This window comes from Roseomonas sp. TAS13 (genome assembly GCF_001950415.1).
Classification (GTDB): Bacteria; Pseudomonadota; Alphaproteobacteria; order Acetobacterales; family Acetobacteraceae; genus Roseomonas; species Roseomonas mucosa.
In genome coordinates this window covers 1-17,004 of the sequence record NZ_BDLP01000064.1, presented here as the reverse complement: position 1 = coordinate 17,004, position 17,004 = coordinate 1, and the positions used below count along the sequence as shown (strand labels likewise).

Annotated in this window: 15 protein-coding genes; 9 read left to right on the top strand and 6 right to left on the bottom strand. The window is 69.6% G+C overall.

Annotated elements, in window-relative coordinates; translation table 11 throughout:
- The 4 genes from selA to ROTAS13_RS07815 form a co-directional block, all read left to right on the top strand.
- On the top strand, positions 1-1,225 hold a 1,225-nt coding region (gene selA / locus ROTAS13_RS07830; protein WP_075822005.1), incomplete at its 5' end, for an L-seryl-tRNA(Sec) selenium transferase.
- Positions 1,212-2,012, top strand: a complete 801-nt coding sequence (locus tag ROTAS13_RS07825) for a tetratricopeptide repeat protein (protein WP_075822003.1) — start codon at positions 1,212-1,214, stop codon at positions 2,010-2,012. The genes selA and ROTAS13_RS07825, both read left to right, overlap by 14 nt.
- Entirely contained in the window at positions 2,009-3,982 is a 1,974-nt protein-coding gene (selB, locus tag ROTAS13_RS07820) for a selenocysteine-specific translation elongation factor (RefSeq protein WP_075822002.1), read from the top strand. The genes ROTAS13_RS07825 and selB overlap by 4 nt, the downstream gene beginning before the upstream one ends.
- A gap of 10 nt (positions 3,983-3,992) precedes the next feature.
- Complete coding sequence (locus ROTAS13_RS07815) at positions 3,993-4,364, top strand: hypothetical protein (RefSeq protein ID WP_019462832.1); 372 nt, start codon at positions 3,993-3,995, stop codon at positions 4,362-4,364.
- 66 nt (positions 4,365-4,430) lie between these two features.
- Here the strand turns inward: ROTAS13_RS07815 and ROTAS13_RS07810 are convergent, their stop codons facing one another.
- From ROTAS13_RS07810 to ROTAS13_RS07790, 5 genes are all read right to left on the bottom strand, one after another.
- Positions 4,431-4,775: a hypothetical protein gene (locus tag ROTAS13_RS07810; RefSeq protein WP_075822001.1), complete on the bottom strand. Its 345-nt coding sequence runs from the start codon at positions 4,773-4,775 to the stop codon at positions 4,431-4,433.
- 139 nt (positions 4,776-4,914) lie between these two features.
- Positions 4,915-5,961, bottom strand: coding sequence for a selenide, water dikinase SelD (gene selD, locus ROTAS13_RS07805; protein ID WP_075822004.1), 1,047 nt, complete (start codon positions 5,959-5,961; stop codon positions 4,915-4,917).
- 188 nt (positions 5,962-6,149) lie between these two features.
- Positions 6,150-8,147 (bottom strand): FAD-binding monooxygenase, encoded by a 1,998-nt coding sequence (locus ROTAS13_RS07800; RefSeq protein ID WP_075822000.1) that lies wholly within the window; start codon positions 8,145-8,147, stop codon positions 6,150-6,152.
- Between the two features lie 140 nt (positions 8,148-8,287).
- On the bottom strand, positions 8,288-8,725 hold the full coding sequence (locus tag ROTAS13_RS07795) for a MarR family winged helix-turn-helix transcriptional regulator (protein ID WP_075821999.1): 438 nt from the start codon (positions 8,723-8,725) through the stop codon (positions 8,288-8,290).
- 90 nt (positions 8,726-8,815) lie between these two features.
- On the bottom strand, positions 8,816-9,739 hold the full coding sequence (locus ROTAS13_RS07790) for a LysR family transcriptional regulator (protein ID WP_019462828.1): 924 nt from the start codon (positions 9,737-9,739) through the stop codon (positions 8,816-8,818).
- A gap of 127 nt (positions 9,740-9,866) precedes the next feature.
- Between ROTAS13_RS07790 and ROTAS13_RS07785 the strand changes: the two genes are divergently transcribed.
- Positions 9,867-11,369 carry a CoA-acylating methylmalonate-semialdehyde dehydrogenase gene (locus tag ROTAS13_RS07785; RefSeq protein ID WP_019462827.1) on the top strand — a complete coding sequence of 501 codons (1,503 nt, stop codon included), beginning with the start codon at positions 9,867-9,869 and terminating at the stop codon, positions 11,367-11,369.
- Between the two features lie 266 nt (positions 11,370-11,635).
- Positions 11,636-13,972, top strand: coding sequence for an Orn/Lys/Arg decarboxylase N-terminal domain-containing protein (locus ROTAS13_RS07780; RefSeq protein ID WP_075821998.1), 2,337 nt, complete (start codon positions 11,636-11,638; stop codon positions 13,970-13,972).
- Between the two features lie 76 nt (positions 13,973-14,048).
- On the opposite strand, the gene ROTAS13_RS07775 is transcribed toward ROTAS13_RS07780, so the two are convergent.
- Complete coding sequence (locus tag ROTAS13_RS07775; protein WP_252572406.1) at positions 14,049-14,405, bottom strand: hypothetical protein; 357 nt, start codon at positions 14,403-14,405, stop codon at positions 14,049-14,051.
- A 156-nt stretch (positions 14,406-14,561) separates the two neighbouring features.
- On the opposite strand from ROTAS13_RS07775, the gene tnpA reads away from it, so the two are divergent.
- Genes tnpA through tnpC form a run of 3 tightly spaced genes read left to right on the top strand, consistent with a single transcriptional unit; the run spans position 14,562 to position 16,963 of the window.
- Positions 14,562-15,005 (top strand): IS66-like element accessory protein TnpA, encoded by a 444-nt coding sequence (gene tnpA / locus ROTAS13_RS07770; RefSeq protein WP_075821996.1) that lies wholly within the window; start codon positions 14,562-14,564, stop codon positions 15,003-15,005.
- Positions 15,002-15,358: an IS66 family insertion sequence element accessory protein TnpB gene (gene tnpB / locus ROTAS13_RS07765; RefSeq protein WP_075821995.1), complete on the top strand. Its 357-nt coding sequence runs from the start codon at positions 15,002-15,004 to the stop codon at positions 15,356-15,358. The genes tnpA and tnpB overlap by 4 nt, the downstream gene beginning before the upstream one ends.
- A 12-nt stretch (positions 15,359-15,370) precedes the next feature.
- On the top strand, positions 15,371-16,963 hold the full coding sequence (tnpC, locus tag ROTAS13_RS07760) for an IS66 family transposase (RefSeq protein WP_075821994.1): 1,593 nt from the start codon (positions 15,371-15,373) through the stop codon (positions 16,961-16,963).
- Positions 16,964-17,004: the final 41 nt, after the last annotated feature.

Below are 17,004 nucleotides of genomic sequence, written 5' to 3'. Positions count from 1 at the left end.
GGCCGCGGTGCTGGCCCTGGCGGAAGCCCGCCTCGCCGTGCGGGACCGCTCCAACCTGCGGCCGCTCTTCAACCTGACGGGCACGGTGCTGCACACCAATCTCGGCCGCGCCCTCCTGGCCGAGGCAGCGATCGAGGCCGCGGTGGCGGCCATGCGGGACGCGGTGGCGCTGGAATTCGACCTCGGCACGGGGCGGCGTGGCGAGCGTGACGATCATCTCCGGGACCTGCTGCGCGAACTGACCGGCGCGGAAGACGCTACGGTCGTCAACAACAACGCCGCCGCCGTGCTGATCACCCTGAACACCCTCGGCGCCGGGCGAGGAGCCCTGGTCTCGCGCGGGGAGCTGATCGAGATCGGCGGCGCCTTTCGCATGCCCGACATCATGGCCCGCTCCGGGGTGCGGCTGGTGGAGGTCGGCACCACCAACCGCACCCATGCCCGGGACTACGAGGATGCGCTCTCGCCCGAGATCGGGCTGATCCTCAAGGTGCACCCCTCCAACTACCGGATCGAAGGCTTCACCAAGGCGGTACCGGGTGCGGAGCTCGCCGGCATCGCCCGGGCGGCCGGGGTGCCGATGCTGAACGACCTTGGCTCGGGCACGCTGGTGGACCTGTCGCGCCTCGGCCTCGCGAAGGAACCGACGGTCCGGGAGGCGGTGGCCGAGGGCGCGGACATCGTCACCTTCTCCGGCGACAAGCTGCTGGGCGGGCCGCAGGCGGGGTTCATCGTCGGACGCCGGGACCTGATCGCCGCGATCAACCGCAACCCGATGAAGCGGTCGCTGCGCCTGGACAAGATTCGCCTCGCGGCCCTGGCGGCGACGCTGAAGCTGTACCGCGACCCCGACCGCCTGATCGAACGCCTGCCGACCCTGCGCTTCCTGGCGCGCCCCCTGGCGGAGATCGAGGCCCTGGCCCAGCGCCTGCTCCCGGCTCTGTCGGGGCTGCTGCCGCCCGGCTTCACCGCCGAACCCTGTTCCTGCCGCAGCCAGATCGGTTCCGGCGCGCTGCCGGCGGAAACCATCCCCAGCGCCGGGCTGCGGTTGGCCGCACCGGATGGGGTAGGGCTGGACCGGCTCGCCGCCGCCCTGCGCGACCTGCCGCGGCCGGTGATCGGCTATCTGCGCGACGGTGCCCTGGTGCTCGACCTCCGGACCCTGGAGGACGAGCCCGGCTTCCTGGCCAGCCTCGCCGCCATGCCCACCGATGCGCTGGCTTGAGCGTCTGCGGCGTCCCGGCACGCCGCCTGCTCCCGATCCGCTGGCCGAAGCCCAGGCCGCTTTCTCCCGGGGCGAGTACGCGACGGCCCTGGGGCTCTGGGAACCCCTGGCCAGGGCCGGCGCCGTGGAGGCGCAGGCGGGGATCGGTCTCTGTTTCCTGCGGGGCCTCGGCATCCCGGCCGATCCGCCGCTGGCGGAGAAATGGCTCGCCCTGGCCGCGGCCGGAGGCCATGCCCGGGCACAGCGCGAACTCGCAACGCTTCTGCGACAGGGTGCCGAGGGGGTGGAGGCTGATCCCGCCCGGGCGACCGGGCTTTACCGGGCGGCGGCGGAAGGCGGTGATCCCATCGCCCAGGATATCTGGAGCCGGATGTTGCTGGAGGGGCAGGACGGGGTCGCCATGGACCTCGCCGAAGCGCGCCGCTGGGCGCTGGCGGCCGCCGGGGTGGGCATCGCCCCCGCTATGACCCGGCTCGGCATGTTCCACCACAATGCCCAGGGTGTGGAGCGCGACGTGGCGGAGGCCGCGCGCTGGTGGCACAGCGCGGCGATCCGGGGCGATGCGGATGGGCAGGCCATGCTTGGCGCCGCCCTGCATCTGGGGACCGGCATCGCACCGGACCGCGTGGCGGCCATGGCCTGGCTGCTCCGGGCCACGCGCGGCGGCAGCGACCTGGCGAGGCCCTTCCTGACTGCCGTCCGCGCCTCCCTGACACCAGCGGAGCTTTCCCTGGCCCTGGCCCGCTCCTCCGAGCCGCTGCCGCCAGTCAGCGGGGGCGTGGCATGATCGTCGGAACCGCCGGCCATATCGATCACGGCAAGACCGCCCTCGTGCGGGCCCTGACCGGGGTGGAGACCGACCGCCTCAAGGAGGAGAAGGCCCGGGGCATCACCATCGAGCTCGGCTTCGCCTATCTGGCGGAGGCCGGACGCAGCATCGGCTTCGTCGATGTCCCGGGCCATGAGCGCTTCGTCCACACCATGCTGGCCGGCGCGAGCGGGATCGACTTCGCCCTGCTGGTGGTGGCCGCCGATGACGGGCCGATGCCCCAGACGCTGGAGCATCTGGCCATCCTGGACCTGCTGGGCCTGCGGCGGGGGGTGGTCGCACTCAGCAAGGCGGATCTGGCGGACCCGGCGCGGCGGGATGCCGTGACGGCGGAGATCCGCGCCGTTCTGGCGCCGACCGGTCTGGCGGGGGCGGAGATCCTGCCGGTTTCCACGGTGACCGGCGAGGGGCTGGACAGCCTCCGGGACATGCTCTGGCAGGCGGCGGCGGACACGGCGTCGCGTGGGGAAGCCGGGGCCTTCCGCTTGGCGGTGGACCGCAGCTTCGTCCTGGCGGGGACCGGGACGGTGGTGACGGGAACGGTCCTCTCGGGCGCCGTGGCGGTGGGCGATACGGTCATGGTCAGCCCTGTCGGCCTGCCGGCCCGGATACGCTCCGTCCATGCCCAGAACCGGCCCGCCGAACGCGGCGTGGCGGGACAGCGCTGCGCCCTGAACCTGACCGGGGAGGGGATCTCCAGGGATGCCGTCTCGCGCGGCGACATGATCCTGGACCCGGCCCTGCATGCCCCCACGGCCCGGATCGACGCCCGGCTGCGGCTTCTGGACAGCGAGCCGAAGCCGGTCGGCAACCTGCTCACGGCCCGGCTGCACCATGCGAGCGCGGAGGTGGGGGTTCGCCTCGTCCCCCTGGAGGGTGCCATCCCTCCCGGCGGCCAGGGCCGGGTCCAGCTCGTGCTGGAGCGGCCCATCGCCGCCGCAGTGGGCGACCGCTTCATCCTGCGCGATGCCTCGGCGCAGCGGACGATCGGGGGAGGGCGCTTCCTCGATCTGCGGGGCCCCACGCGCAAGAGGCGGACGGCCGAGCGGCTGGAGCAACTCGATGCCGCGGCGCAGGCGGAACCGGCCGAGGCGCTCCGGCAACTGCTCGCCTTGCCGCCGTTTCATGTGGAACTGTCCGACTTCGCAAGGGATCGCGCCCTTTCCACCGCTGAGCGCGAGGCGCTAGCCGCTCTGCCGGAACTGATCGGCATCAAGACCGGCGATCTCCATGTCGTGATGGACCAGGACCGGTGGCAGGTCTTCCAGGCCTCGCTGCTGGCCGAACTGGCACGCTTCCATGAGGAGAATCCCGACCTCCAGGGAACCGGCCGCGAGCAGCTGCGGATGCTCCTGCAGCCCCGGCTGCCGGTGCCCGTCTTCCGGGCCATCCTGGAAGAGGAAGCCAGGGCTGGGCGGCTGGTGCTGGAGGGTGCCTTCCTCCGCCTTCCTGGCCATGAGGTGCGCCTGGGACTGGAGGACGAGGACCTCTTCGCCCGCATCGCCCCCCTGATCGGCGGCACCAACCGTTTCCGCCCGCCGAGGGTACGGGATCTTGTTCCAATGGTCGGCGCGGAGGAGGTGGAGATCCGGCGCCTGCTGAAGCTCTGCGCGCGGCTCGGCCGGGTGGATCAGGTCGCCCATGACCACTTCTTCCTGCGCGCCACGACCGCCGAGATGGTTGAGATCGCGCACGATGTCGCCGCCCGCTTGCCTGACGGAACCATCACCGCCGCGGCCTTCCGCGACCGGATGGACAACGGCCGGAAGGTCGCCATCCAGATCCTGGACTTCCTGGATCGCCATGGAGTGACCCTGCGCCGGGGCGATTTGCGCCGCATCAATCCCCACAGGAACGACCTGTTCCGGACTTATGCCGCGACCGGGCCCGATTCCCAGCCTGCCCGACTGGCCCAGGACCACGGATGACCCGCCCGCGATGACCACGCCTGCCGAGACGGATTTCGACGATTGGCTGATCGCCACCTATGGCGAGGCCGGTTCCTTCACCATGCTCTTCGTGTTGCTGCGGATCGCCGAGAGCACCGTGGAACCTCTCCGCTCGGCCTATCTCCACGTCGTGGGGGACGAGACGCGCTGGCCGGATATGGTCTCGCTTTTCGCCGGCGCCCGGGTGCCATGGGAGGCGGTGGTCTTCTTCCGGGCCGGGCGGGAAGGGCTGGTCGAGGACCGGGAGGCCAAGGCCCGCCTCGCTTCCCTGACACGCGGCCTCCATGAGGACCGTGGCCTGATCCGCGAGGGCGAATTCTTCAACGCCGAGGGCCTGCGGCTGCGGCTGGACCCGGCCTGACGCAGCCGGGCAGGGGGCATCCGTCCCACCCGGCCGACAGATCCCGGGCCGGGTGGACTGAACCGGTCAGCAGTTCGGCGCGGCTTTCTTCGGTGCGCTGATCGGATCGAGGCCCCGGGCCGTCACCGGTTGCCAGGTGCGTGACTGCGGCGTCTTTCCGCTGGACTGGGTGCCGATAAAAGAGCCGCCGGTCCCGCCGCTCCAGCCTGTATTGCCCGCATTGCCAGGGGCGGTGCTGTCGCTCCTGCCCCTGGCAGGCTGCGTTGCCGGCTGGGATTCGGTCGCACCCTGGCAGCCCACGTTGCTGTCCAGGCTCTGCTTCGAGGGCGGTGTGCCGCTCTGCTGGGCCATGGCCGCCGTGCCGAGGCCAAGGATCAGGCTCCCGGCGATCCAGAACGCTCCTGAACGCATCGTCATTCTCCCATGGAGGGGGACCGGCCGTGCCATCCCGGCCGCCACACGATCCCCTTAGATTCCTTCATCGCTGACAGGAAAGCGTGTGGCGGTCCGCCGGGTTTGCCCAGGCGTGCATGAAAGACACCGGCATCCGTCAGGCGACCGCCACCCGCGCCTCGCCCGGCTCGGCACGGCCGACGATGCGAGCGGCAGGATAGCCCGCCTCCCGGATGCCGGACAGGATGCGGGCCGCTTCCGTCTCCGCGCAGGCGACGAGCAGCCCGCCCGAGGTTTGCGGATCGGCCAGCAGCCGACGCCGCCAGTCCGGCAGACCGGCCGGCAGCGCGATCCTGTCGCCATAGCTGGCCCAGTTGCGGTCGGAGGCGCCGGTGATGAAGCCGCGCTCGGCCAGCGCGGCGGCGTGGGACAGCCAGGGCAGGTCATCGAGCCGCAGGGTCAGGCACAGGCCGGAACCCTGCGCCATCTCCAGCGCGTGCCCCAGGATGCCGAAGCCGGTGACATCGGTGATGCCATGCACGGCGGGGTCCTTGGCCAGTTCCGCGCCGACCCGGTTCAGCAGGGTGGTGGAGGCCAGCATCTCGGCATAGGCCCCGTCCGGCAGGGCGCCCTTCTTGATGGCGGCGGAATAGATGCCAACGCCCAACCCCTTGGTCAGAATCAGCGCATCGCCCGGCTGGGCTCCGGCATTGCGGCGCACCTGGGCGGGATGGCAGAGGCCGATCACCGCCAGCCCGTAGATCGGCTCCGGCGCGTCAATGGAATGGCCACCGGCCACGGGAATTCCGGCCTCGGCGCAGACCGAGGCGCCACCCGCCAGGATCCGCCGGATCACCGCCGGTTCCAGCTTGTTGATCGGCATGCCCAGGATGGCCAGGGCCATGATCGGCTGGCCGCCCATCGCATAGATATCCGACAGGGCGTTGGTGGCGGCGATCCGCCCGAAATCTTCCGGGTTGTCCACCATCGGCATGAAGAAGTCGGTGGTGGCGATCACCGCCAGATCCTCGTTCACCTGCCAGACGGCGGCATCGTCCGAGGTCTCGGTCCCGACCAGCAACTGCCGGAAGGGACCGGCCATGGGCTGTTCGGACAGGAGCTCCCGCAGCACCGCCGGGGCGAGCTTGCAGCCGCAGCCGCCGCCATGGGCGAGTTCGGTCAGGCGGATCGTGGGATCGGACATGGAAGCCTCCACAGTGCGGTCCATCGGCTTCCGGAAAGCCTACATCCGGCACCGGGTCCGGAGAAGGGCACGCCGGCCGATACCCCGCCCGCCCTTGGTCACGCTGTGGGCATTGCGGCGGTTGTGGCCACGACGAGCATGGCCACGGTGTCTCCTCCCCCTCCGGGCGTCCCGGCCCTGACCCGCGGTTACAGCGCCGGCTGCTGGCTGAAGCCCAGCGGCGCCTTGCTTGCGCCATCCCGGCGCGGCACCGCCTGCTGGCCGTTCAGCATGAAGGCACTGAAGAAGTCGGCGATCCCCGCATGGTCCTCCAGGGACAGGACATGCGCCACGTGCTGGTCCGGCCTGACGATCACCACGCACCCATGCCCGCGGTCGATCCCGCGAAGGTCGAAGATATCCTGGCCATTCGCCACCACCGGGCAGAACATCTTCTCGTGGTCCACGAGGCCATGGCGCCCTTTCGCCGGGCGCAGCAGGGCGGGCATGGCGCCGAAGGCCAGCTCGCGGTGCGGCTGCTGGAAGATCGCCCGCAGGTCGATCACCGCGTCGATGTCCTCTCCCTCCGGGGTATGGCGCCGGATCGGCGAGGCCGCGTCCCCTTCCAGGAACCGGCAAAGCGCCTGGATGCGGGATGACGGGGCCGCCGGGTCCTCCGCCGCCGCGAAGGCGAAGAGGCGCCAGCGGCCATCGGCCTGCACCGTGTGGCCCAGATGCATCGGCTTGGCATCCGCCAGGCGGATGACCGGCGCGGAGTGGAAGCGCATGCCGATGGCTAAGCCTTCCGCGAGATGCTGGTGCGTCGCAGCCCCGGTGATCGCCGAAGGCGCGTAGCGCATCGCCGTGCCAGCCGTGAAGCGGCCCTGCTGCACGAAATATGCCTGGAACTCGGCCGGATCGACGCCTTCGCTGTCCGGGTCGTGGGGGTCCTTGGGCGGCAGGGACAGCATCCGGGCCAGCTTCCGGTCGAAGGCGATCAGTTCTTCCGCCACGGCGTGGCGTTCCACTGAATAGGTGGCGAGCAGCGCGGGATCGACCTGCCCCCGCAGTACCGCGGCCAGCTTCCAGCCGAGGTTGAAGGCATCCTGCATGGAAACGTTCATGCCCTGCCCGGCCTTGGGGCTGTGCGTATGGCAGGCATCGCCGGCGATGAAGACGCGGGGTGGGCGCGTGGCCTTCGCCGCCGTTGGCACATCGTCGAAGCGGCCGCACAGGCGCTGGCCGATCTCATAGACGGACCACCAGGCCACCTCCTTAACCTCCAGCGTATAAGGACTGAGGATGCGCCGCGCGGCCGCGATCAGGTGATCGACGGTGATCTGGCGACTGGCGACACGCTCGTTCTCGGCGAGCTTGTCCATCTCGATATAGAGCCGCACGAGATAGCCGCCCTCGCGGGGGATGATCACCATGTTCCCCGCCGCCGAATGGATCACGCATTTCAGGCGGATATCGGGAAAGTCGGTGACCGCGAGCACGTCCATCACGCCCCAGGCCTGGTTGGCGGAGGCGCCTTCCAGGCTGAGGCCGATCTCGCGCCGCACGGCGCTGCGGGCGCCATCGCAGCCGACCGCGTAGCGGGCCCGGATGGCCTCCACCTCTCCCTCATGCCCGGGATCGAGGCGTTCGAAGCGGGCCGTCACGGGGTGGGAAACATCCGGCTCCGTCGAGACCTCCAGGCTGGCGAGGCGGCGGTGGTAGTCCGGCACGATGGGCGAGGCGCCGCGCCGCATCGTCTCCAGGTAGAAGTCATGCACCCGGGCCTGGTTGAGGATGACGTGCGGGAACTCCGAAAGCCCCTCCTCCGTATCCCGGATGCGGTCGCTGCGATAGATGGCGTCGCGCCGGGTGCTGTCCGGCTTCCAGAACACCAGCTCGTTGACCCAGTACGCCTCGCGCAGCACACGCTCGGCGAAGCCGAAGGCGTTGAACATCTCCATCGTGCGGCAGGCGATGCCATCGGCCTGGCCCAGCATCAGCGGACCGGCCTTCTGCTCCACGATGCGCGTCGAAATCCCCGGGAAGGCCGCCAGCTGCGCCGCCAGTGTCAGGCCGGCCGGGCCGCAGCCGACGATCAGGACATCGGTCGTCCCGGGCAACGGCGCTGGCGTGGCACCGGGGACAGGGGGATCGACCCTGGCGGCTTCCGGATCGCCCGCGTGGAAGCCATTGAGATGGAACTGCATGCTCACTCCTCCCTGGATCGCCAGCTTCGGCGGGGGGACGAGCGGCGCCGGATGCGAGTGGCATCGGCAGAGCGGGCCCGTCACGCCCTTCCGTATGGCTTACCCCATAGAAAGGATGAACACATAAAGTATGCATGCTGTCAATCTTCTTCCGGGACCCGCTCCACGAATTTCTTGAGCAGCGCGATGAACTGAGCCTGTTCCGCTTCCGAAAGGGAATGCATCATCTCCGCCTGGGCGGCCAGCACCCGGTCCTTCACGGTTTCCAGCAGGGCGCTTCCATCCACGGTCAGGGTGATGGTCTTGACGCGCCTGTCCTGGCGCGACGGCTGGCGCGCGATGAGGCCCTTGGCCTCCAGCCGGTCGAGCACGCCGCCGAGTGTCGCCCGGTCAAAGGCGATCAGGTCCGAAAGCCGCGTCGCGTCGATCCCTGGCTGGGAGGCAATCGCCACCATCGCGGCATACTGCACCGAGGTGATGTCGAAGCCTGCCAGCCGTGCCGTGAAGATGGCGCCCGAGATCTGATGCGCCCGCCGGATCAGGTGGCCGGGCATCTCGTACATGGATCCGATGGGCATCAGGCTTTCCGTGGCGGTTGGGGCGGACCCAGGCTCTAGAGCAGATCGCAGCAACGGGGGAAGGGATCGGGCGTGGTGCCTTCTCCCGGGTCAGCAGGCTTGCTCCTGAGTCAGGGCGGCGGACGAGCCCGGCTGCACGAACCGCGCGGCCTCGGCCCGGATGCCCGAAAGGATATGCCGGCGGGTGAGCTGGACCCGCTGCGTGTCATGCGTGTCGGGATGGGAGATCAGCCAGTAGCTCCGCAGGAAGCGTATCTCCGGAAGGACGCGCCGCAGTTCGGGGAAGGAACCGGCGGCATAGTCGTGCAGGATGCCGACGCCATGGCCGGCCCGGACGGCTTCCATCTGGGCCACCACGCTGCCGCATTCGTAGCGCGCCCCGATCACGCGGCGCAGGGCGGCGGCGTAGTCCAGGGCGCGGCTGTATACGTAGTCCTCGACATTCGTGACGAAGAGGCGGCCCGACAGTTCCGCCGGCCGGGCGATCGGTCCGGTGCGTGCGAGATAGGCTTCCGAGGCATAGACGCTGAGGGTGTAGTCGGTGAGCTTGGTGACGATCAGCCGGCCCTGCTCGGGGCGCTCCAGCGTGATCGCCAGGTCCGCCTCGCGCCGCGACAGGGAGAAGGTGCGGGGCAGGGGCACAAGCTGGATGACCAGGCCGGGATTCTGTTCCGCCAGCCCGGCCAACTGCCCCGCCAGCACGTAGTTGCCGAGACCGTCCGGCGCCCCGATGCGGACGGTGCCGCTGACGGCCCCTTCCATGCTGTTCAACTGGGAGCCCAGCCGCAGGAACTCGGACTCCGCCCGCTCCGCCGTGGCGAGCAGGGCCTCACCGGCACTGGTCAGCACGCAGCCCTGGTTCCGGCGGTCCAGCAGCTTGGCCCCGATCTCGCGCTCCAGGGCGGAGATCTGCCGGCCCACGGTGGCATGGTTCAGCTTCAGTTCCCGGGCGGCGGCCAGGATCTGCCCCGCGCGTGCCACGGCCAGGAAAATCCGGACACGGTCCCAGTTCATGGGGTGACATCAATTCCCGCACATCGAGGGTGCAATTCTGCCCATTGATGTGCGTTCGGTCGAGCCTTATCGCAGGATGCGCCGGTGGCGCCACGCCGTTCCGCCGGGAGAATGGGAGACGAGACGCATGGCCACCTGGATTCCGCATTTCATCGGCGGCGAGAGCTTCGAGGGCCGCGGCGGCCGCACGGCCCCGGTCTACAACCCCGCCACCGGCGAGCAGACGGGGGAGGTCCCGCTGGCCAGCGCCCGCGACGTCGATGCCGCGGTGCAGGCGGCGCTGAAGGCCTTCCCGGCCTGGGCCGCCACTCCGCCGCTGCGCCGCGCCCGTATCCTGAACAGGTTCCTGGCCCTGCTGGAGCGCGATGCGGACCGCATCGCCGCCGCGATCACCGCCGAGCACGGCAAGGTTCTCTCCGATGCCAAGGGTGAGCTGACGCGCGGCATCGAGGTCGTGGAGTTCGCCACCGCCGCGCCCCAGCTGCTGAAGGGCGAGGTGACGGAGAATGTCGGCACCCGCATCGACAGCCACTCCCTGCGCCAGCCGCTGGGCGTGGTCGCGGGCATCACGCCCTTCAACTTCCCGGCCATGGTGCCGATGTGGATGTTCCCGGTCGCCCTGGCCTGCGGCAACTGCTTCATCCTCAAGCCCTCCGAGCGTGACCCTTCGACCAGCCTGATCCTGGCGGAGCTTCTCGCCGAGGCCGGGCTGCCGCCGGGCGTGTTCAGCGTGGTGCAGGGCGACAAGGAGGCGGTGGATGCGCTGCTGCAGCATCCCGGCATCAGCGCGGTGAGCTTCGTCGGCTCGACGCCCATCGCGCGCTACATCTACGAGACCGCCGCGAAGACGGGCAAGCGCTGCCAGGCGCTGGGCGGCGCCAAGAACCACATGGTCATCCTGCCAGACGCCGACATGGATCAGGCGGTGGATGCGCTGATGGGCGCGGCCTACGGCTCGGCCGGCGAGCGCTGCATGGCGATCTCCGTGGCCGTGCCGGTCGGCGAGCGCACGGCCGAGGCCCTGATCGCGAAGCTGGAGCCCAAGGTCCGCGCCCTGAAGATCGGCCCGGGCACCGAGGCCGATGCCGAGATGGGGCCGCTGGTCACGCGCCAGCACCGCGACAAGGTGCGCGGCTATGTCGATGCCGGCGTGAAGGAGGGCGCGACGCTGGTGGTCGATGGCCGCGACTTCCGCATGCAGGGCTACGAGGACGGCTTCTTCATCGGCGGCACGCTGTTCGACCATGTGACGCCGGAAATGTCGATCTACCGCGAGGAGATCTTCGGCCCTGTCCTCTCGGTGGTGCGCGCGGGCGATTACGCCGCCGCCGCGAAGCTCATCAACGAGCATGAGTTCGGCAACGGCACCTCGATCTTCACCCGCGACGGCGAGGCAGCGCGGGAATTCGCCCATGGCATCCAGGTCGGCATGGTCGGCATCAACGTGCCCATCCCGGTGCCGATGGCCTTCCATTCCTTCGGCGGCTGGAAGGCCTCGCTCTTCGGCGACCACCACATGCACGGGCCGGAAGGCGTGCGCTTCTACACGAAGCTCAAGACCATCACGACCCGCTGGCCCTCAGGCGGCTTCCGCTCCGGCGCGGAATTCGTGATGCCCACCATGGGTTGATCCTGGCCGGCCCGGGTACTGGCCCGGGCCGGCATTTTCGTGCGCGATCGTACCGTTGGTCGGGGTGGGTTCGGCCGGCGATCGGCGGGTCCTTCCGACAATGTCGCTCCCATGCCGGACGGAAAGAAACACCCGCGGCACGGCCGCTGACAGGCGCTGGGGAAGGCTTCAATTTCACGGAAGGGTCATAGGCAACCCGCTTGATCCGGCAGGGCGCGCATGATCAGGGTCAGCCCGCCGGCCATGCCGCCTGTAGGGAGATCCGGATGGAATACGCCCGTCGTTTCAAGTTCCTGGTCTGTGCCCCGGCTTTCGACGAGGCCGATCTGGAGGGCGCCCGGCTGCGGCAGATCCTCACCGAGATCGAGGGCATGGGGTATGCCGTGCTGCGGGCCCGGCGGGACGAGGATGCCGAGCTGGTGGTCCGCACCGATGCAGCGATCGGCTGCGTTGTGGTGGACTGGGGCAAGAAGGGCCTCCAGGGCAAGGCGGCGGCCCTGATCTCGCTGGTCCGACGGCGCGGTACGGAGGTGCCGATCTTCCTGCTAGTGCGCCGCCGGCGGCTGGAGGACATCCCGGTCGATGTGCTGGACGATGTGGACGGCTTCGTCTTCCTGGCCGAGGAAACGCCGGAATTCATCGCCAAGAACCTCGTTTCCCGGCTGCGGCAGTATGCGGAGACGCTGAAGACCCCCTTCTTCGGGGCGCTGGTCGATTACGCCGAGCAGGGCAACCAGCTCTGGACCTGCCCTGGCCACAACGGCGGCATGTTCTACAGCCGCAGCCCGATCGGGCGGATCTTCGTCGAGCATCTGGGCGAGGCGGTGTTCCGCGACGACCTCGACAATTCCGTGCTGCAACTTGGCGACCTGCTGACGCATGAGGGTCCGGCCCTGAAGGCGCAGCGCGAGGCGGCGAAGATCTTCGGGGCCGAGCGTACCTACTTCGTGCTGAACGGCACCTCCACCTCCAACAAGATCGCGCTGAACGCCCTGCTGGCCGAGGGCGACCTGGTGCTGTTCGACCGCAACAACCACAAGGCGGCGCATCACGGCGCGCTCTTCCTCAGCGGCGCCCTGCCGATCTTCGTGGAGACGGCGCGCAACCCGCATGGGCTGATCGGGCCGATGCTGAAGGGCGCGCTGTCGGAGGAGCGGCTGCGCGAGGCGATCCGCACCAACCCGCTGGTGAGCGATGCCGAGGCCTGGCGCCGGCCGCGCCCCTTCCGCGCCGCGGTGATCGAGCAGTGCACCTATGACGGCACGATCTATTCCGCCGAGGAGGTGCTGAACCGCATCGGCCATCTCTGCGACTACATCCTCTTTGACGAGGCCTGGGCGGGCTTCATGAAGTTCCATCCGCTCTTCCGCGGCCGCTTCGGCATGGGGCTGGAGAAGCTGGGCCCCGACGCGCCGGGCATCCTGGTGACGCAGAGCACCCACAAGCAGCTCGCCAGCTTCTCCCAGGCCTCGCAGATCCATGTGAAGGACAGCCATCTCGGTGAGCAGCGGCGCCGCGTCGGGCACCGCCGCTTCAACGAGATGTACCTGCTGCACGCCTCGACCAGCCCTTTCTACCCGCTCTTCGCCTCGCTCGACGTGGGCGCGCAGATGATGAAGGGCCGTTCCGGCGAGGTGCTGTGGGACGACACCGTCCGCCTCGGCATCGAGATGCGCAAGAAGCTGCGTTTCACCGCGCGCGAGATGGCGGAGAAGGAGGCGGACCCGGCACGCCGATGGTTCTTTGAACCCTTCGTGCCGAAGACCGTGAGGCTGGATGGCGTGCCCACGCCCTGGGAGGAGGTGCCGACCGATCTGTTGGCTGCCAATCCCGAGCACTGGGAGTTCCGCCCGGGCGAGGACTGGCATGGTTTCGGCGATGTGCCGGCGGGCTGGGCGATGACCGATCCGAACAAGCTGACGGTGCTGACGCCGGGCTTTACCGATGGCGGCTATGCCCGGCATGGCGTGCCGGCTCCGGTGGTGGCGGAGTATCTGCGCCAGAACCGCATCGTGCCGGAGAAGAACGACCTGAACAGCCTGCTTTTCCTGCTCACGCCCGGCAGCGAGAGCAGCAAGGCAGGCACGTTGCTGTCCCATCTGGTCACCTTCAAGAAGCTGCACGACCAGAACGCGCCGCTGGAGGAGGTCATCCCCGGCTTCGTCGCACGGCGGCCGAAGCGCTATGCCGGGCTGCGCCTGCGCGAGCTCTGCGCGGAGATGCACGACTTCTACCGAGCCCAGGATGTCAGCGGATTGCAGGCCGCGCAGTTCCAGGCTGGGCACTTCCCGGAGATGGTGATGCCGCCGCACGAGGCGGTGCGCGAACTGGTGCGGAACCGGGTGGACTACGTGCCGCTGGATGAGTGCTTCGGCCGTGTCGCGGTCACGCTCTGGCTGGTCTATCCACCCGGGATCGCCACGGTCATTCCAGGCGAGAGGCTGGGCGAGGCTTCACGGCCGATGATCGACTACCTGAAGGCCTTCGAGCGGGCGGCGAACCGCTTTCCTGGCTTCGAGAACGAGATCCAGGGCCTTTACCGGGAAACCGATCCGGACGGGCAGGTGCGCTTCTATACCTATGTGTTGCGGGAGACGGCCTAGCGACCCGCAATTCCAGGATCGCTCTGCCTTCCACGGGCACCCGGCCGCGAGGCCATCATAGGCCGTCGCGGCGCGCTTATGCGCTGCCCTGGTTCGCATCGAGTGCCTGCTCGATGGCTTGGCAGGCCCAGTTGCCGGCCTCGGTGCTGTGGCCCATCACGACGACCTTGCGCCCGGCTCTTACGATGGCAGCGAGGCCGGCCAGAACATGCTCGGGCATCGCAGCGCCGGGAACCAAGCCCTGGGGCAGGAGCCAGAGGCGGTCTCCCGCGTCTATCGTGTTCCCAGGCTCATCCAGGTGGTGCAGCACAGCCTGGAAGATGCATTCCGTGACAAGGCCAAGCGAAAAAGCAGGCCCGCTGCCCATGACGAGCTTGCCATCGCCATCGTAGACGGCGCCACTTGGGGCCTCGGATCGTTCGCCTGAGGGCATGCAAATCATATTCTCTGACAGTTGAGGAAACCTCCACGAGAGAAGTCTGCTGTTGTCCATCTGTGGATCGGCATGGAATAGGGTAAGCGCGGCGTGACCGCCCTTCTTGATCCGGTCTGCTGATGCCGCGAGGTAAGCCGTCGCGGAGGTATGGCGATGGCGCGATGGGTGGCGAACACGAGTGCCAGCACTGGTGCTAGCACTGGGGCGGTGGAGCGGGTGGAGATCGTCACTCGCGGCGCACGGCGGGACTACACGGCCGAGGAGAAGGCAGCGTTCCTGGCCGAGGCTTCCGAGCCGGGGGCACGGGTGCTGGAGGTGGCCCAGCGGCACGGCATCTCGCCGAGCCTGATCCACCGTTGGCGGCGCGAGGCCGAGGGCAGGCCGGTGAAACGCAAGACGGCCCCGCGCCCGCCGCAGCTGGTACCGCTGGTGGTTGGGCCAGGCGTCCCGGCCGCGGTGGCAGAGGCGGTCACGCCGGTGCGGGAGACGGTCGGGGCAGCGATCGAGGTTGTGCTGCGGAACGGCCGCGTGCTGCGGGTGGGGGGTGAGGCGGACGCGGCGGTGGTCGCCCGGCTGGCTGCGGCGCTGGAGGCGTGATCGCGCTCCCGGCGGGCGCACGCATCCTCCTCGCGACCCAGCCCGTGGACTTCCGCAAGGGGGCGCATGGCCTGGCGGCGCTGGCCGCCGAGATGCTGGGGCAGGATCCGTTCTCGGGCGTGGTCCTGGTGTTCCGCTCGCGCCGCGCGGACCGGATCAAGATCCTGGTTTGGGACGCATCCGGCCTCGTGCTGGTCTGGAAGCAGCTCGAGGGCAACGTGTTTCGCTGGCCGCCGATCGTCAATGGGGTGATGCGGCTCAGCCCAGTCGAGTTCGCGGCGCTGTTCGATGGCTTCGATTGGTCGCGCATGCAGACGCTGAAACGGATTCCCAGGCCGACCGCGGCTGCATAAGCTCGGCGTGCGATGCGCGCGGCCGACACCGAGACGGCGGACTTCCCGGACGACCCCGCGGCCCTGCGGGCGCTGCTCGCTGCGGCGTTGTCCCGGTGCGATGCGCTGGAGGCGGAGCGAGACGGCATCGCGGCCGAGCGTGACGCGCTGGCGGAGCGGAACGAACGGCTGCGCCACCTGCTGGAGAAGCTCCGGCGGATGCAGTTCGGCAAGCGGTCCGAGCGCCTGCCAGAGGATCAGCTCCACTTCGCGTTCGAGGAGCTTGAGGCCTCCATCGCCGAGGCCGCGGCCGAGGTGGCCAAGACCTCCCCCGAGCAGCGAGAGGGGACGATCAGGCGTCGCCGTGCCGGGCGCGGGCGGTTGCCCGCGCACCTGCCCCGCGTCGAGGTGGTGCTGGCGCCGGAGACAATGACCTGCCCCTGCTGCGACGGCGCGCTCGTCGAGATCGGGACTGACACGTCGGAGCGGCTGGACGTGATCCCGGCGAGGTTCCAAGTTCTCGTCACGCGCCGCCCGAAGTTCGCCTGCCGGGCCTGTCCCGGCACCGTGCTGCAGGCCTCGGCGCCACCCCGCCTGGTCGAGGGCGGGGTGCCGACGGAGGCCACCGTCGCCCACGTGCTGGTGTCGCGCTACGCCGACCACCTGCCCCTCTACCGCCAGTCCCAGATCCTGCTGCGGCAGGGGATCGAGATCGGGCGGGAGGTGCTGGCGGATTGGACCGGCACGGCGGCCCACGAGGTGCTGCCCGTCGTGCGCCGGATGCACGAGATCCTGCTCACCTCGCCGAAGCTGTTCGCCGACGAGACCACGATGCCGGTGCTCGACCCGGGGCGCGGCCAGACGAAGAAGGGCTACGCCTGGGCACTCGCGCGCGACGACCGGCCCTGGGGCGGGACGGACCCGCCTGCCGTGGTGTTCCACTACGCCCCGGGCCGCGGCGCCGAGCATGGCCGCGCGCTGCTCCGGAACTACGGCGGCATCCTCCAGTGCGATGGCTACGGCGTCTACAAGGCGATCGCCGCCGAGCGGAGCATGACGCTCGCGTTCTGTTGGTCGCACGTCCGTCGCGAGTTCATCCCGCTGGCGAAGGGCAAGACAGCGCCGATCGCGGCCGAAGCCCTGCGACGCATCGCCGCCCTCTACGCCGTCGAGGCGGAGGTCAGGGGCAGCCTCCCGGAGGTCCGGCAGTCCGCCCGCCAGGCCAGGAGCCGCCCTCTCGTCGAGGAGCTGTTCGCCTGGCTGCGGGAGGCCCTCGCGCGCCTGCCCGGCAGCAGCCCGACCGCGGAGGCGATCCGCTACGCTCTGAACCACCAGGACGGTCTCGTGCGGTTCCTCGACGACGGCCGGATCGAGATGGATAGCAACACCGTCGAACGCGCCATCCGACCGCTCTGCCTTTCCCGGAAAAACGCGCTGTTCGCCTCCGGTGACGACGGGGGCGCCCGCTGGGCGGCCGTCGCCTCCCTCGTGGAGACGTGCAAGCTCAATGGCGTCGACCCGCAGCGCTACCTCGCCGACCTGCTCACCCGGCTCGTCGGCGGCTGGCCCAATAGCCGCCTCGACGAACTCATGCCCTGGTGCTGGGCCGCCACCGCCTCGGGCTGACCGTCAACCCAAAGCACCAAGGGCCTCGTGGCCGCGCTTAC

What these genes read in the sequence shown, in the direction of transcription:
- ROTAS13_RS07795 (WP_075821999.1), bottom strand. Translation starts at nt 8,725, where the DNA reads ATGCCCATCGGATCCATGTACGAGATGCCCGGCCACCTGATCCGGCGG.
- selB (WP_075822002.1), top strand. Translation starts at nt 2,009, where the DNA reads ATGATCGTCGGAACCGCCGGCCATATCGATCACGGCAAGACCGCCCTC.
- ROTAS13_RS07775 (WP_252572406.1), bottom strand. Translation starts at nt 14,405, where the DNA reads ATGCCCTCAGGCGAACGATCCGAGGCCCCAAGTGGCGCCGTCTACGAT.
- tnpA (WP_075821996.1), top strand. Translation starts at nt 14,562, where the DNA reads ATGGCGCGATGGGTGGCGAACACGAGTGCCAGCACTGGTGCTAGCACT.
- ROTAS13_RS07785 (WP_019462827.1), top strand. Translation starts at nt 9,867, where the DNA reads ATGGCCACCTGGATTCCGCATTTCATCGGCGGCGAGAGCTTCGAGGGC.
- ROTAS13_RS07825 (WP_075822003.1), top strand. Translation starts at nt 1,212, where the DNA reads ATGCGCTGGCTTGAGCGTCTGCGGCGTCCCGGCACGCCGCCTGCTCCC.
- ROTAS13_RS07810 (WP_075822001.1), bottom strand. Translation starts at nt 4,775, where the DNA reads ATGCGTTCAGGAGCGTTCTGGATCGCCGGGAGCCTGATCCTTGGCCTC.
- ROTAS13_RS07800 (WP_075822000.1), bottom strand. Translation starts at nt 8,147, where the DNA reads ATGCAGTTCCATCTCAATGGCTTCCACGCGGGCGATCCGGAAGCCGCC.
- ROTAS13_RS07790 (WP_019462828.1), bottom strand. Translation starts at nt 9,739, where the DNA reads ATGAACTGGGACCGTGTCCGGATTTTCCTGGCCGTGGCACGCGCGGGG.
- tnpC (WP_075821994.1), top strand. Translation starts at nt 15,371, where the DNA reads ATGCGCGCGGCCGACACCGAGACGGCGGACTTCCCGGACGACCCCGCG.
- ROTAS13_RS07780 (WP_075821998.1), top strand. Translation starts at nt 11,636, where the DNA reads ATGGAATACGCCCGTCGTTTCAAGTTCCTGGTCTGTGCCCCGGCTTTC.
- ROTAS13_RS07815 (WP_019462832.1), top strand. Translation starts at nt 3,993, where the DNA reads ATGACCACGCCTGCCGAGACGGATTTCGACGATTGGCTGATCGCCACC.
- selD (WP_075822004.1), bottom strand. Translation starts at nt 5,961, where the DNA reads ATGTCCGATCCCACGATCCGCCTGACCGAACTCGCCCATGGCGGCGGC.